Origin of the sequence: Roseateles noduli (genome assembly GCF_050626985.1) — a bacterium.
Taxonomy (GTDB): Bacteria; Pseudomonadota; Gammaproteobacteria; order Burkholderiales; family Burkholderiaceae_C; genus Roseateles; species Roseateles noduli_A.
The window spans coordinates 3,384,536-3,397,766 of sequence record NZ_CP192463.1; the positions used below are offsets into that span (position 1 = coordinate 3,384,536).

The 13,231-nt window shown below is 67.7% G+C and carries 15 protein-coding genes; 12 read left to right on the forward strand and 3 right to left on the reverse strand.

Going from position 1 to position 13,231, the window contains the following annotated elements:
* Window positions 1–37: 37 nt before the first annotated feature.
* The 12 genes from fliG (at window position 38) to fliR (ending at window position 9,949) form a co-directional block, all read left to right on the forward strand.
* A complete protein-coding gene (gene fliG, locus ACQ4L4_RS14765) occupies window positions 38–1,033 on the forward strand; it encodes a flagellar motor switch protein FliG (protein ID WP_431099704.1) in 996 nt (331 codons plus the stop codon).
* Between the two features lie 39 nt (window positions 1,034–1,072).
* Window positions 1,073–1,936 (forward strand): FliH/SctL family protein, encoded by an 864-nt coding sequence (locus ACQ4L4_RS14770; RefSeq protein WP_431099705.1) that lies wholly within the window; start codon window positions 1,073–1,075, stop codon window positions 1,934–1,936.
* The gene (gene fliI, locus ACQ4L4_RS14775) at window positions 1,933–3,357 is read left to right on the forward strand and encodes a flagellar protein export ATPase FliI (protein ID WP_431099706.1); all 1,425 of its coding nucleotides are present in this window, start codon (window positions 1,933–1,935) and stop codon (window positions 3,355–3,357) included. The genes ACQ4L4_RS14770 and fliI overlap by 4 nt, the downstream gene beginning before the upstream one ends.
* Window positions 3,358–3,391: 34 nt before the next feature.
* A complete protein-coding gene (fliJ, locus tag ACQ4L4_RS14780; protein ID WP_431099707.1) occupies window positions 3,392–3,862 on the forward strand; it encodes a flagellar export protein FliJ in 471 nt (156 codons plus the stop codon).
* 33 nt (window positions 3,863–3,895) lie between these two features.
* Entirely contained in the window at window positions 3,896–5,380 is a 1,485-nt protein-coding gene (locus ACQ4L4_RS14785) for a flagellar hook-length control protein FliK (RefSeq protein ID WP_431099708.1), read from the forward strand.
* Window positions 5,381–5,516: 136 nt separating this feature from the next.
* The gene (locus ACQ4L4_RS14790) at window positions 5,517–6,098 is read left to right on the forward strand and encodes a flagellar basal body-associated FliL family protein (protein ID WP_431099709.1); all 582 of its coding nucleotides are present in this window, start codon (window positions 5,517–5,519) and stop codon (window positions 6,096–6,098) included.
* Between the two features lie 25 nt (window positions 6,099–6,123).
* On the forward strand, window positions 6,124–7,125 hold the full coding sequence (gene fliM / locus ACQ4L4_RS14795; protein ID WP_067276207.1) for a flagellar motor switch protein FliM: 1,002 nt from the start codon (window positions 6,124–6,126) through the stop codon (window positions 7,123–7,125).
* The gene (gene fliN / locus ACQ4L4_RS14800; protein ID WP_431099710.1) at window positions 7,118–7,555 is read left to right on the forward strand and encodes a flagellar motor switch protein FliN; all 438 of its coding nucleotides are present in this window, start codon (window positions 7,118–7,120) and stop codon (window positions 7,553–7,555) included. The genes fliM and fliN overlap by 8 nt, the downstream gene beginning before the upstream one ends.
* Window positions 7,556–7,612: 57 nt before the next feature.
* Window positions 7,613–7,978, forward strand: a complete 366-nt coding sequence (locus ACQ4L4_RS14805; protein WP_377161294.1) for a FliO/MopB family protein — start codon at window positions 7,613–7,615, stop codon at window positions 7,976–7,978.
* A gap of 13 nt (window positions 7,979–7,991) precedes the next feature.
* The gene (fliP, locus tag ACQ4L4_RS14810; RefSeq protein WP_431099711.1) at window positions 7,992–8,816 is read left to right on the forward strand and encodes a flagellar type III secretion system pore protein FliP; all 825 of its coding nucleotides are present in this window, start codon (window positions 7,992–7,994) and stop codon (window positions 8,814–8,816) included.
* A gap of 37 nt (window positions 8,817–8,853) precedes the next feature.
* Complete coding sequence (gene fliQ / locus ACQ4L4_RS14815) at window positions 8,854–9,123, forward strand: flagellar biosynthesis protein FliQ (protein WP_377161290.1); 270 nt, start codon at window positions 8,854–8,856, stop codon at window positions 9,121–9,123.
* 61 nt (window positions 9,124–9,184) lie between these two features.
* The gene (gene fliR / locus ACQ4L4_RS14820; RefSeq protein WP_431099712.1) at window positions 9,185–9,949 is read left to right on the forward strand and encodes a flagellar biosynthetic protein FliR; all 765 of its coding nucleotides are present in this window, start codon (window positions 9,185–9,187) and stop codon (window positions 9,947–9,949) included.
* Between the two features lie 54 nt (window positions 9,950–10,003).
* Here fliR and ACQ4L4_RS14825 read toward each other — a convergent pair whose 3' ends face one another.
* The 3 genes from ACQ4L4_RS14825 to ACQ4L4_RS14835 are packed head-to-tail and all read right to left on the reverse strand — an operon-like array spanning window position 10,004 to window position 13,230.
* Window positions 10,004–11,320 (reverse strand): ABC transporter permease, encoded by a 1,317-nt coding sequence (locus tag ACQ4L4_RS14825; protein WP_431099713.1) that lies wholly within the window; start codon window positions 11,318–11,320, stop codon window positions 10,004–10,006.
* Window positions 11,321–11,322: 2 nt separating this feature from the next.
* Window positions 11,323–12,492, reverse strand: coding sequence for an ABC transporter permease (locus ACQ4L4_RS14830; protein ID WP_431099714.1), 1,170 nt, complete (start codon window positions 12,490–12,492; stop codon window positions 11,323–11,325).
* A 42-nt stretch (window positions 12,493–12,534) separates the two neighbouring features.
* On the reverse strand, window positions 12,535–13,230 hold the full coding sequence (locus ACQ4L4_RS14835) for an ABC transporter ATP-binding protein (RefSeq protein WP_377161282.1): 696 nt from the start codon (window positions 13,228–13,230) through the stop codon (window positions 12,535–12,537).
* Between the last annotated feature and the right edge of the window lies 1 nt (window position 13,231).

The window sequence follows — 13,231 nt, forward strand, 5'->3', positions numbered from 1 at the left end:
CCAGTACGCCCACCCGGATCGATAGCGAGACACCACCATGGACGACAAAGGCGTAGAAGACGCAGCCATCCTGCTGATGTCGCTGGGCGAGGAAGAGGCCTCCGAGGTCTTCAAGCACCTCGCGCCCAAGGAAGTGCAGAAGCTCGGCGAGACCATCGCCAAGATGAAGGTCGTGCCGCGCGAGCGCGTCGAGCGCGTGCTGGACAAGTTCGACCTCGTCGCCGAGACCCAGAGCACCCTGGTCAGCGACACCGACGAGTACGTCCGTTCGGTGCTCCGCAAGGCGCTGGGCGAGGACAAGGCCAACCTGCTGCTGGACCGCATCCTGCAGGGTTCGGACGTCTCCTCGATCGAATCGCTGAAGTGGATGGACCCGGGCTCGGTTGCGGAACTGCTGCGCAACGAGCATCCGCAGATCGTCGCCGCCATCCTGTCGCACCTGGACTTCGACCAGAGCAGCTCGGTGTTGCGCGTCTTCACCGAGCGCCAGCGCAACGAGGTGCTGATCCGCATCGCCACGCTGGACGGCATCCAGCCGATGGCGCTGAAGGATCTCAACGAGGTCATGGGACAGATCCTGGCCGGCGGCGAGCGCATGAAGAAGTCCAACCTGGGCGGCGTCAAGACCGCGGCCGAGATCATCAACATGATGGGCACCAGCGTCGAGGCTTCGGTGCTGGACTACATCCGCGAAGCCGACTCCGACCTGGCACAGAAGATCATGGACAACATGTTCACGTTCGACGACGTGGACAAGATCGACGACCGCGGCATCCAGGCCATCCTCAAGGAAGTGCAGTCCGAGTCGCTCATCGTCGCGCTCAAGGGCGCCGGTCCGGAACTGCGCGAGAAGATCTTCCGCAACATGTCCACCCGCGCCGCCGAAACGCTGCGCGAGGACCTGGATTCTCGCGGTCCGGTGCGCCTCTCCGAGGTCGAGGCCGAGCAGAAGGAAATCCTCAAGGTCGTCCGCCGTCTCGTCGACGAGGGCCAGATCGTGCTCGCCGGCGGCGGCGACGACCAGTTCCTGTAATACGCTGGTCGACCCTTCCGCCGACGGATACCCGCACCGATGGTCACCCGCCCACCCCGCCAAGTTCCGCCACCGCCACGCGCCGACGGCGACCAGCAGCGCGGCAGTACCTATGGCCGCATCATTCCGCGCGAGGAGCTGTCCGGCTTTGCCGCATGGAATCCCGGCGCCCTCGAAGGCGGCGCCGCGCCGCGCCGTCCGGCTGTCACCGCGCCCGCCCCGGTCGAACCGCCGCCCCCGCCCCCACCACCCGGCCCGAGCATCGAGGAACTGCTGCAGCAGGCCCGGCAGACCGGCTACCAGGACGGCTACCGCGACGGCATGGCGGCCCTGGACTCCTTCAAGCAGAGCTTTGCCAAGCAGATCAGCGCCCAGGTGGGCCAGTTGGTCGCGAGCTTCGACCAGGACCTGTCCGCGATGGAACAGGACATGGCCGAGGCACTGGCGCGCACGGCCGTCGAGCTGGCTCGCCAGGTCGTCCGCAATGAACTGGAAACGGCACCGGAGCTCGTCTCCAAGGTGGCGCATGACGCCGTCGAAGCGCTGTTGATCAACGCCCGCCATGTGCGCGTGCGCGTGCACCCCGACGACCTCCCGCTGGTGCTGGACGGCGCCGGCCAGGAACTGCGCGCCCGCGAAGCGCAGGTCATCCCCGATCCCATGATCGCCCGCGGCGGCGTCAAGGTCGACGCCGACATCTGCAGCGTCGACGCCTCGCTGCCGGCGCGCTGGCAATCCGCGGTCGGCGCGCTGGGCCAGACCTCCGTCTGGGAGAACCGCCGCAGCGCCGCGGATGAACAACGTGATGCGCGGCTGGACTTCCGCCTCGAGCCCACGCCAAGCCAGTACGGCGGCCTGCCTCATGGAGCGAACCAGGGTGCGTCGGAGGACCGCGAGTCATGAGCGCACGCACCGACCGCTGGCGCCAGTACTTCGACGACCTGCAGGCCTTCGCCGGCAATGCGCCGCCGATCGAGCCGCAGGGCAAGCTGGTGCGTGTCGCCGGCCTGGTGCTGGAAGCCACCGGCGTGAAGGTGCCGGTCGGGTCGGTCTGCGAGATCCACATGCCCTCGACCGCCGCCTCGCCGCGTCGCGGGCAGCGTCCGGTCACGGCGGAGGTGGTCGGGTTCTCCGGCGACCGCGCCTACCTGATGCCGACCGACGAGATCCAGGGCCTGTCCAGCGGCGCGATGGTGTTGCCGCGACCGGCGGCGCTGCACGGTCCCGTGCTCGGCGAGGAGCGCCATCCCTGGCGGCGCGACGAGGATCGCGGCCTGCATCTGCCGATGGGCGATGGCCTGCTGGGTCGCGTCGTCGATCCGCAGGGCCAACCGATCGATCGCCGCGGCCCGCTGGCCGACATCCGCGATGAACCCATGGTCCGCCGCCCGATCAACGCGATGGACCGCGATCCGGTCCGCCGTCCGCTGGACACCGGCGTGCGCGCCATCAACTCGCTGCTGACCGTCGGCCGGGGCCAGCGCCTGGGCCTGTTCGCCGGCACCGGCGTCGGCAAGTCGGTGCTGCTGGGCATGATGGCCCGCTACACGCAGGCGGACGTCATCGTCGTCGGCCTGATCGGCGAACGCGGCCGGGAAGTGAAGGAATTCATCGAGGACATCCTCGGCGAGGAAGGGCTGCGCCGCAGCGTCGTCGTCGCCGCCCCAGCCGACGCACCGCCGCTGCTGCGGATGCAGGGCGCGACCTATGCCACCGCGATCGCCGAGCACTTCCGCGACCGCGGCCAGCACGTGCTGCTGCTGATGGATTCGCTCACCCGCTACGCCATGGCGCAGCGCGAGATCGCCCTCGCCATCGGCGAACCGCCGGCGACCAAGGGCTATCCGCCTTCCTGCTTCGCGAAGCTGCCGCAACTGGTGGAGCGCAGCGGCAACGGTTTGGCCGGCGAAGGCTCGATCACCGCCTTCTACACCGTGCTGTCCGAAGGCGACGACCAGCAGGATCCGATCGCCGATGCCGCCCGAGGCATCCTGGACGGCCACATCGTGCTCAGCCGCGAGTTGGCGGAGAGTGGGCACTACCCTGCGATCGACGTGGAACGGTCCATTTCGCGCGTCATGACCAGCGTGGCCGACAAGCGCCATGTCGAACTGGCGCGCCGATTCCGGCAATTGCTCGCGAAGTACAACAAGGCGCGCGACCTGATCCAGCTGGGCGCCTATCAGCCCGGTCATGATCCGGAGTTGGACATGGCGGTCCGCCTGCATGGCGACATGGACCGATTGCTCCAACAAGACATGCATTCCCCCGCTTCTTTGAACGATTGCCTCAATCAGTTGACCGCCACACTTAACTTTGCGTGATAGCTGCCGACATCCGTAGAGCGAGGTCATCGATATGAGTAGTTCCAATCTGCAGGCCCTGAACGTTCTCCTCGAACGCGCGGAGGCCGAGCGCGATGAAGCGCTGCGTCATCTGCAGGACGCGCAGTCGCGTGCGAACGCGGCGCGCAACCAGCATGACCAGCTGTCGCAGTACCGCACGGACTACCGCACCCGCTGGTCGCAGGAATTCGCCCAACGGACGACCGTGCAACTGCTGGGCTGCTATCAGAACTTCGGCCAGCGGCTGGACCAGGCCATCGGCCAGCAGGGCGGCATCGCCGACTATGCCGACCAGCGCCTGTCCGCAGCCCGCGACCTGCTCCGGGAGCGCGAACTGCGGGTCGCGTCGGTGCGCAAGCTGATCGAGCGCCGCCGCGCCGAAACGCTGCGCAGCCAGATGCGCCAGGAACAGCGCGCCACCGATGAGCAGGCCGCCCGTGCGGCTTCGCGCGGCGGCAATCCGATGTCCCGACTGGTCGCCTGATCGCGACCCGGTCCTCCCGGAACCTCCCTCGCCATGACGCAGATCCAGAACACGACTCCGATGCCGGGCGCCCTTGGCGGCCTTGGCGCGAACAACCCCGCCTATGCCGGCCGCAAGGACGGCGCGTCGGCGGACTTCTCCCGCCTGCTCAACCAGAGCAACCAGCAGCTGCAGAATCAGTCGGCTCAATCGGCCAAGACAACCATGGCTCAACTGCAGTCGCAGCAGTTGGCGAGCCAGCAGGCGCAAACGCAGCAGCAGAATCGGCAGTTGGAAGCCCAGCAGCAGGCGCAACGCCAGGAGTCGGCTCAGCCGCCCAAGCCTGCCTCTGCGCCCGCTCGTGCGCCCGAGAACACCGCCGCCAAGGACGAGAGCAAGCTGGCCGCGCGCAATGCCGCCGCCCGCAGCAGCGCGAACAAGGCCGAGGACGCCAAGACCGCGTCCCGTGCCACGAAGGCTGATCCGGCGAATACCGGCGAGGTGGCGGACGTCACCGACGCTGCCGAGGCGACCGACCCGCAGGACACCGCCCGGGCCGATGCCGCCGGCGGCAAGGACGCCGAACGCATCGATGCCAAGGACGGCGGCGACCAGGACAAGCAGGACGCCAAGGCTGCGAAGGACAGCGCCGCCACGACGGCTGAGCAGATCCTGGCGATGCTGCGCGGCGAAGCGCCCGCCGAAGCCAGGATCGCTCCGCGCGCCGGCACCGCCGCAACGGAAGGGGACGAGGCGGGCACCGCCGCACTGCCTGGCGGCGCGCATGCGCATGGCAAGCAGCCCACCACCGGCGACGCGTTGCGCGAGCGCCAGCAGCTCCAGCGTGAACTGGGCCAGGCGGCCGCAGGCACTGCCGGCGCGGCCGATGGCACCGACAAGACTGCCCGGACCGAGGCGTTGCAAGCCGCCTCCAGCGGCGCGCACGAGATCTCGATGGGCGACGGCGCCGCCAAGGGGCCGCAGCCGAGCTTCGAAGCGCTGCTGGCCGCGGCGCAGCAGACCGGCGCCGCTTCCGGCACCTCGGGGGCCGATGCGACGTCGGCGACCCAGGCCCCCAGCGTCCCGCTCAGCCAGCCGTTGGACAGCCCGGAATTCGCACCGGAACTGTCCGCCAGCGTCAGCCTGCTCATCCAGGACGGCGTGCACGAGGCACAGCTCCAGCTCAACCCGACCGACATGGGGCCGGTGTCGATCAACATCCAGCTCGACGGCCAGCAGGCGCAGGTGAACTTCCATGCCCAGCACGCCGCGACCCGCGACGTGCTGGAACGGAGCCTGCCGGACCTGGCGGCCGCCCTCCAGGCCCAGGGCTTGACCCTGAGCGGTGGTGGGGTGTTCGCCCAGTCGCAGTCCAGCGGCGGCCAGAATCGTGGTGATGGATCCGCGGACGGTGCCTCGAACGGCAATGGCCGCCGGGGTGGTCGCGGCCAAGGCTCCGACGATGACGGCGCGATCGCCGCCGGCGGCCGGTCGGAGCGCCGCTCCGCACCGCGTGGTCTGGTCGATCTGTACGCCTGACTGTCCGCGAGTCTGACCGGAATCCGCCGCCTTTTCGCGCGTTGAGCGCTCGGGCGGCGCTTCACAATGGGAGACATTGCCGGGTCGTCAGGTCCGGTTCCCCGCCAACTTCCCTCTTTTCATCACCGGAGCGCCCATGGCCACAGCCGCCGCAGGCAACGACGCCGCCGTCAAGGGCGGCGGCAAGAAGAAGCTGATCATCATCGTCGCCATCGTCCTGGTGGTGGTGCTGGTGGGCGTCGCCGCGTTGCTGATGATGAAGAAGAAGTCGCATGCCGACGACGAGGACGGCGCCGCCGCCGAGGAGAAGCCCGCGGCCGCCGCCCACGCCAAGGCAGGCACCCCGCCGACCTTCGTCCCGCTGGACCCGTTCACGGTGAACCTGGCCGACAAGGAAGTCGACCGCTTCGCGCAGATCGGCATCACGCTGGAAGTGAACGACGCGAAGTTCGCCGACCAGCTCAAGGGCTACATGCCGGCGATCCGCAACAACGTGCTGCTGGTGCTGTCGCACAAGACCTCGGCCGAGCTGCTGAGCGCCGAAGGCAAGGAAAAGCTGGCCAAGGAAATCCGCCGCGAGGCCGTGCGTCCGATGGGCATCGAACTCGACGACGAGGATGAGGACGAGGACGCCGCGCCGAAGAAGAAAAAGAAGAAGAAGCGCCAGGTCGAGAGCCCGGTGACGCAGGTCCTGTTCTCGACCTTCATCGTGCAGTGACGGGCCGGACAGCAAGGAGCGCGCGATGAATCAGCAGATCCTGTCGCAAGACGAAGTCGATGCCCTGCTGCAAGGCATCACCGGCGAGAGCCAGAAGCTCGAGGCCGAAGAGGTCCAGACCGGCGGCATCCGCGAGTACAACCTCGCGAGCCAGGAACGGATCGTCCGTGGGCGCATGCCCACGATGGAGATCATCAACGAACGCTTCGCGCGGAACATCCGCATCGGGCTGTTCAACTTCATCCGCAAGAGCCCGGAAGTGGCCATCGGCGGCATCAAGGTGCAGAAGTACAGCGCCTTCCTGCGCGAGATCGTGGTCCCGACCAACTTCAACATCGTGTCGGTGAAGCCGCTGCGCGGCAGCGGACTGATCGTCTGCGATCCGACGCTGGTGTTCGCGGTGATCGACTCGCTGTTCGGCGGCATCGGCAAGTTCCACACCCGCATCGAGGGTCGGGACTTCTCCGCCACCGAGCAGCGCGTGATCCTGCGCCTGGTCGAAGTGATCATCCAGGAATACACGAAGGCGTGGAAGGGCATCTATCCGCTGGAGCTGGAGTACCAGCGCTCGGAGATGCAGCCGCAGTTCGCCAACATCGCCACGCCCAGCGAGATCATCGTGTCCACGTCGTTCACGCTGGAGATCGGCGAGACCAGCGGCACCGTGTACTTCTGCATTCCGTATTCGACGCTGGAGCCCATCCGCGACGTGCTGTACAGCACCACGCAGGGCGACTCGAGCGAACCCGACCGCCGCTGGGTCAACCTGCTCAAGCACCAGATCCAGTCGGCCGAGGTCGAACTGGTGGCGGAGCTGGCCAAGGCCCCCGCGACGGTGGAACAACTGCTGGCCTTCAAGCCGGGCGACTTCATCGAGCTGGATCTGGAGCAGATCATCCAGGCCAAGGTGGACGGCGTGCCGGTGTTCGACTGCCATTACGGCACCTCGAACGGCAAGTATTCGATCAAGATTGAAAAGATGCTGACCGGCCCGGATGCCGGCTGGCTGGGAGCCCGCAATGGCTGACAACACCCCGATGGACGAACAGGACGCGATGGCCGCCGAATGGGCGGCGGCGCTGGCGGAAGCCGGCGGCGGCGGCGAGGTCGCGGCCGAAGTGCAGCAGGTGACCGAGCAGGTCGCGCCGGCGGCCTTCACCAACTTCTCGCCGACACCGGGCAACCTGCCCGGCAGCGACATCAACATGATCCTGGACATCCCGGTCCAGCTCACGGTTGAACTCGGCCGCACGCGCATCCCGATCAAGAACATCCTGCAGCTGGCGCAGGGCTCGGTCGTCGAACTCGACGCGCTGGCCGGCGAGCCGATGGACGTGCTGGTCAACGGCTACCTGATCGCCCAGGGCGAGGTCGTGGTCGTGAACGACAAGTTCGGCATCCGCCTCACCGACATCGTGACCCCGTCCGAACGGATGCGGCGCCTCAGCAAGGCCTGACCCCTCAGCCCCACTCCGGTGGGGCTGATGCGTTTCAGGGACGCATAATTCAACGCCATGAACAACAGCCTCGTCCCCCTGCTCTGGTTCCTGGCCATCCTGGCCTTGATCCCGGTCGTGCTCTGGCTTCTCAAGCGCACGCCGCTGGGCGGTGGCGCGATGGGCGGGCAATTGCGCACCGTCGCGCAGTTGGTGATCTCACCGAGCCAGCGCCTCGTGATCGTCGAGGTCGGCCAGAACGAGGACCGCCAATGGCTGGTGCTCGGCATCACCGGCCAGCAGATCCGCACGCTGCATGTGATGCCGCCGCAGGCCGACGCGGGCGCGGCGCTGCAGGCGGCGCAACCGTCGTTCTCCTCGATGCTCAAGCGCAGCCTGGGCGGCAGGCACGCCGATGGCCCCGGATCCAGCACCTCGGCCTGATCGGAAACGGCGCATGACCGCTTCGACCTCCCCCGCCTTGCCCGCCTTGCCCGCCTTGCCCGAGCCCCGTCGCCCGCGGCTGTCACGGCGCGCACTGGGCATCGCCGGCGTGCTCGCGCTCGGCGGCCTCGGTGCCGCGGCCTGGGCCCAGCAGGGCGGCGCGCCCGCGAGCGTGCCGCTGATCATCGGCCAGGGCGCTGGCGGCAACAGCTACTCGGTGCCGATCCAGACGCTGCTGTTCTTCACCGCGCTGGGCTTCCTGCCGGCCGTGCTGCTGATGATGACCGGCTTCACCCGGATCGTGATCGTGCTGTCGCTGCTGCGTCAGGCGCTGGGCACGCAGGCGGCGCCGCCCAACCAGGTGATCGTCGGGCTGTCGCTGTTCCTGACCTTCTTCGTGATGAGTCCGACGCTGGACCGTGTCTACGCCGAAGCCTGGCAGCCCTACCAGGCCGGGCAGATCGGCTTCGAGGTCGCGCTCGACCGCGCGCAGGTGCCGATGCGCGCCTTCATGCTGAAGCAGACGCGCCAATCGGATGTCGCGCTGTTCGCCAAGCTGGCCAAGCTCGAGCCCAACGTTGCGCCCGAGAACGTGCCCTTCCGCGTGCTGGTGCCGGCCTTCGTGACCAGCGAACTGAAATCCGCGTTCCAGATCGCGTTCCTCATCTTCATCCCGTTCCTGGTGATCGACATGATCGTCTCCAGCGTGCTGATGAGCCTGGGCATGATGATGCTGTCGCCGGTGCTGGTGTCGCTGCCGTTCAAGCTGATGCTGTTCGTGCTGGCGGACGGCTGGAATCTGCTGCTGGGATCGCTGGCGGCGTCGTTCGCGCAGTAGCGGCCCGCCCGTTCCGACGCGAATCGAAGGACAAGTCATGGATGCTCAACAGGTCTTCTCCATCGGCCAGCAGGGGCTGTACGTACTGCTCATGGTCGCGGCGCCCATCCTCCTGACGGTGCTGGCGGTCGGGGTGCTGGTCTCGGTGTTCCAGGCGGCGACGCAGATCAACGAATCGACGCTGTCGTTCGTGCCCAAGATCGTCGCCGCCGTGCTGGTGCTGGCCGTCGCCGGACCGTGGATGATCACGACGCTGGTCGAATACATCCAGCGCACGCTGCAGAGCATCCCGCAGGCACTGGGCTGAGGCGCACGCCGCTGCCTGCCCTGCCCCGCCACCGCCGCAAGATCCCACGGCCCCGATCCCGATGATCTCCTTCAGCGAAGCGCAATTGCTCGCCTGGATCAATCCGATCCTGTGGCCGTTCATCCGCACGCTGGCGTTGTTCGCCGGGATGCCGGTCTTCAGCCAGCGCCAGGTGCCGGCGCGCGTGCGCATCGGGCTGGCGCTGTTCATCGCGGTGGCGGCGCAGCCGTCGCTGCCAGCCATGCCGGTGATCCCGCTCGACTCGTTGCCACAGCTCCTGACGGTGACGGCGCAGCAGCTGCTGATCGGGCTGTCGATGGGCTTCGCGGTGCGGGTCGTGTTCGCCGCGCTGGAATTCGCCGGCGAGCTGATCGGTCTGCAGATGGGGCTGAACTTCGCCGGCTTCTTCGATCCGTCGACGGGCTCGCAAGGCACGTCGACATCACGCTTCCTGGGCTCGATGGTGGCGTTCCTGTTCGTCGCGATCAACGGGCATCTGATGCTGATCAACTCCCTGGTCGAGAGCTTCCAGGCCTTCCCGGTCGGCGAGGAGCCCTTCCGCTTCCTGCGCATCGCGCAGCCCCAGGTGTGGGGTGCGGAAATCTTCCGCATGGGACTGTGGATCGCGCTGCCGCTGATCACGATGTTGATGTTCGTGAACCTCGTGCTCGGCATCATCTCGCGCGTGGCACCGCAGTTGAACGTGTTCTCCGTGGGTTTCCCGCTGACGGTCAGCATCGGCCTGGTCGGTCTGGTCGCGACGCTGCCGCTGATGCATCAGCCGTTCATGATCGCGCTGGAGAGGATGCTGGCGGCATTCAACTGACCGCGGCGGCACTCACGCCGGCCGATGCTTCCCAGCGCCGGCCGGCGTTTCACGTCACAACTCGCGCAGCGCCGTCGTGACCGGCAGGCTCGCGGCCCGCACCGCGGGGAACAGGCCGCCGATGAAGCCGATGGCCAAGGCCCACTTCAAGCCCTCCCACAGCAGTTGGCCCGAGACCCTCAGCTCGAAACTCAGCTTGCCGACGGACCCGGCCGCCATCGTCGACGCCGCGTGCCCGTTGAAGATCAGGTAGGCGATCCCGCCACCGATGACACCGCCGATCGCTGCGAGCAGCATCGTCTCCAGCATGACCGCCACCACCACCGGCAAGCCGGGGAAGCCGATCGCGCGCAAGGTGGCGATCTCACGGGCCCGTGTGGCGACGGCCGCGAACATGGTGTTCAACGCGCCGAACACCGCGCCGACCGCCATGATCGACCCGACCACGATCCCGATGATGCGCAGGATCTTGGTCATCTGCTCCGACTGTTTCGCGAAGAACGCCAGCGTCGTCGTCGCGTCGACCTTCAGTTGCGGATTGGCTTCGAGCGCCGCCTTGAACTCCTTGAAGGCCTTCGCATCGGTCAGCTTCACGGTCACCGAATTGCGGCTCGCGCCACGCCGGTAGGTTTCGGCGACCACCGGCGCATCGGCCCACAGCTCCGATTCCATCGAGTCTCCCGACGCGAACACGCCGGCGACCGTCCACATCTGGCTGCCCAGCCGGATCTGCTTGCCGGGCTCCAGGCCTTCGAACTGACGCGCGGCGCCCTGGCCGACGATCAACTCCTTCAGGCCCGGCTGGAACTTGCGCCCGGCGACGATCCTGACCTGCGGCCGCACCGCGAAGGCCTCGTCGCCGACGCCTCGCATCTGGACGCTGCCCTCCTCGTCCGTCTTCGTCCCCTTGACCGGCAGGTTGGCCGCGACCACCGTCTCGGCGGACAGCAGCGGCTCGCCCTTCGCGGACTTCGCCACGCCGGGCGCCTGCCCGATCTGCGTGATGTCGTCGCGCGTCATGACGGACGCCACCTCCGCCGCCGAGGCGCCGCGGAGCACGATGGCGGTGTCCTCGCTGCCGGACTTGCGCAGCGTCTCCGAATAGCCCTCGGCCATCGCCAGCAGCGCCACCAGCACGCCGACCACGCCCGCGATGCCCACGACGATCACCGCCGACGAGCCGATCCGCTGCGGGAGCGTGCTCACGCCGACGCCGGTCACCGAGCGCGCCTGGGCGCCTCGCCGCGTCAACAGCATCCACAGCGCCAGCAGCACGGCCAGGCCGAGCGCGCCGACCCACGGCAGCATCACCCACGCCACCAGCACGAGCACCAGCAGCAGCACCAAGCCCAGGTTCTTCAGGAATTTCATGGTCAGGCCCTCCCCGCCAGTGCATCGGTGATGTTCAGCCGCATCGCGTTCAAGGCAGGCAGCGCGCCGACGATCACGCCGAACAGCACCATCAGTCCGACGCCGGTCGCCCAGCTGTTCAAGCCGGCGGCCGGCAGGTTCAGCGTGCCGCCGCTGCCCGCGCTGACTGCCGGCCCGATGACACTCGCCAGTCCCAGGCCGATGACGCCGCCGATCAGCAGCAGCAGCACCGACTCCGCCAGCACCATCGCCAGCACGCTGCGGCCGGAGAAGCCGATCGTCTTCAGCACCGCGATCTCGCTGGTGCGCTCGCGCACGGCCTGCATCATCGTGTTGCCCGACAGCAGCAGCAGCGTGAAGAACACCGCGCCCATGATCGAGCTGACGATCAGTCCGATGTCCGCGACCTGCTTCATCCACGAGGCCATCGCCGCCTGCTCGGTCTGCGTGCGCGTCTCATGGTCCGAGTTGGCCGAGATCGCGTCGATCGCCTTGGCCACGCGATCCGCCTGGTTCGCGTCCGCGACCCGCGTCACGTACCAGCCGACCGCGCCCTGGTTGTAGGGCGTCGTGTCGTCGAAGTACTTCCAGTTCAGCAGGAACATCTGGTCGTACCAGCCGCCGGACTTCTTGTCCGCGGCATGGATCAGGCCGACGATCTCGAACTGCCAGTTCTTGCTGCCGCTGCGGTCCGGGAAGATCGTCGATTGCAGCGGGATCTTGTCCCCGACCTTCCAGTTGAAGCGCTTGGCGAGACCCTCGCCGACCAGCGCGCCGATGCGCGTCGTCGCGAAGGCCTGCCTGGCCTGGTCGGTGACCTGCATCTCGGGATACATGTCGAGGTAGTTCGGCGCGACGGCGAAACTGAAGACCTGGTTGTGCGGATCCTGGTAGGCCCCACCGAACCAGTTGGCATGGGTCACCAGTTTGACGCCGTCCACCGACTGGATGCGCTGCGTCAGCGCCATCGGCAGGGTCTGGATGAACGACAGCCGCGAGCCGGTCTGCAACCGCGACGCGCCGTTGGCCGACTGGCCGGCCTGGTCGAAGGAGGTCCGGACCGCGTCCAGCAATCCGAACAGCAGGAACGCCGTGATGATGGACACCAGCGTCAGCACGGTTCGGAGCTTGCGCCGGAACAGCGCCGCCCAGATGAGATGGAGGTATTTCATGGCGAGCCCTTTCTTGCGGGACTTGACCTTGCGCGCGCGGCTTCAGGCCGCGGTGGACACGGTCTGCTCGACCAGCGTGCCCTTGTCCAGGTGCAGCGTCTGGCGGGCGCGCTCGGCGGCCTTCGGATCGTGCGTCACCATCACGATGGTCTTGCCGTGATCGCGGTTGAGCGCCTGGAGCAGCGCGAGCACGTCCTCGGCCGATTGACGGTCCAGGTCGCCGGTGGGCTCGTCGCAGACCAGCAGCGTCGGATCGGACACGATCGCCCGCGCGATCGACACGCGCTGCTGCTGGCCGCCGGAGAGCTCGGTCGGCTTGTGGCTGGCGCGGTCCGACAGTCCCACCAGTTGCAGCGCGATCGCGGCGCGCTTCTTGCGCTCGGCCGCCGAGAGCTTGGTCAGCAGCAGCGGCAACTCCACGTTGCGTTGCGCCGAAAGCGTCGGCATCAGGTTGTAGAACTGGAACACGAAGCCCACCTTGGCGGCGCGCCACTTCGCCAGCGCCGCGGAATTGAGCTGGTCGATGCGCTCGCCGCCGATCGCGATGCTGCCCCCACTGGGCTGGTCCAGCCCGCCGATCAGGTTCAGCAGCGTCGTCTTGCCCGAGCCCGACGGCCCCATCAGCGCCAGGAACTCGCCCTGCCTCACGTCCAGGTCGATGTGATGCAGCACCTCCACCTTCTGCTTGCCGCGGGTGTAGACCTTGGACAGGTCACGGATCTCGATCAGATTGCTCACG

Coding starts and splice junctions, on each gene's coding strand:
- fliG (WP_431099704.1), top strand. CDS start 38: ATGGACGACAAAGGCGTAGAAGACGCAGCCATCCTGCTGATGTCGCTG.
- ACQ4L4_RS14770 (WP_431099705.1), top strand. CDS start 1,073: ATGGTCACCCGCCCACCCCGCCAAGTTCCGCCACCGCCACGCGCCGAC.
- fliI (WP_431099706.1), top strand. CDS start 1,933: ATGAGCGCACGCACCGACCGCTGGCGCCAGTACTTCGACGACCTGCAG.
- fliJ (WP_431099707.1), top strand. CDS start 3,392: ATGAGTAGTTCCAATCTGCAGGCCCTGAACGTTCTCCTCGAACGCGCG.
- ACQ4L4_RS14785 (WP_431099708.1), top strand. CDS start 3,896: ATGACGCAGATCCAGAACACGACTCCGATGCCGGGCGCCCTTGGCGGC.
- ACQ4L4_RS14790 (WP_431099709.1), top strand. CDS start 5,517: ATGGCCACAGCCGCCGCAGGCAACGACGCCGCCGTCAAGGGCGGCGGC.
- fliM (WP_067276207.1), top strand. CDS start 6,124: ATGAATCAGCAGATCCTGTCGCAAGACGAAGTCGATGCCCTGCTGCAA.
- fliN (WP_431099710.1), top strand. CDS start 7,118: ATGGCTGACAACACCCCGATGGACGAACAGGACGCGATGGCCGCCGAA.
- ACQ4L4_RS14805 (WP_377161294.1), top strand. CDS start 7,613: ATGAACAACAGCCTCGTCCCCCTGCTCTGGTTCCTGGCCATCCTGGCC.
- fliP (WP_431099711.1), top strand. CDS start 7,992: ATGACCGCTTCGACCTCCCCCGCCTTGCCCGCCTTGCCCGCCTTGCCC.
- fliQ (WP_377161290.1), top strand. CDS start 8,854: ATGGATGCTCAACAGGTCTTCTCCATCGGCCAGCAGGGGCTGTACGTA.
- fliR (WP_431099712.1), top strand. CDS start 9,185: ATGATCTCCTTCAGCGAAGCGCAATTGCTCGCCTGGATCAATCCGATC.
- ACQ4L4_RS14825 (WP_431099713.1), bottom strand. CDS start 11,320: ATGAAATTCCTGAAGAACCTGGGCTTGGTGCTGCTGCTGGTGCTCGTG.
- ACQ4L4_RS14830 (WP_431099714.1), bottom strand. CDS start 12,492: ATGAAATACCTCCATCTCATCTGGGCGGCGCTGTTCCGGCGCAAGCTC.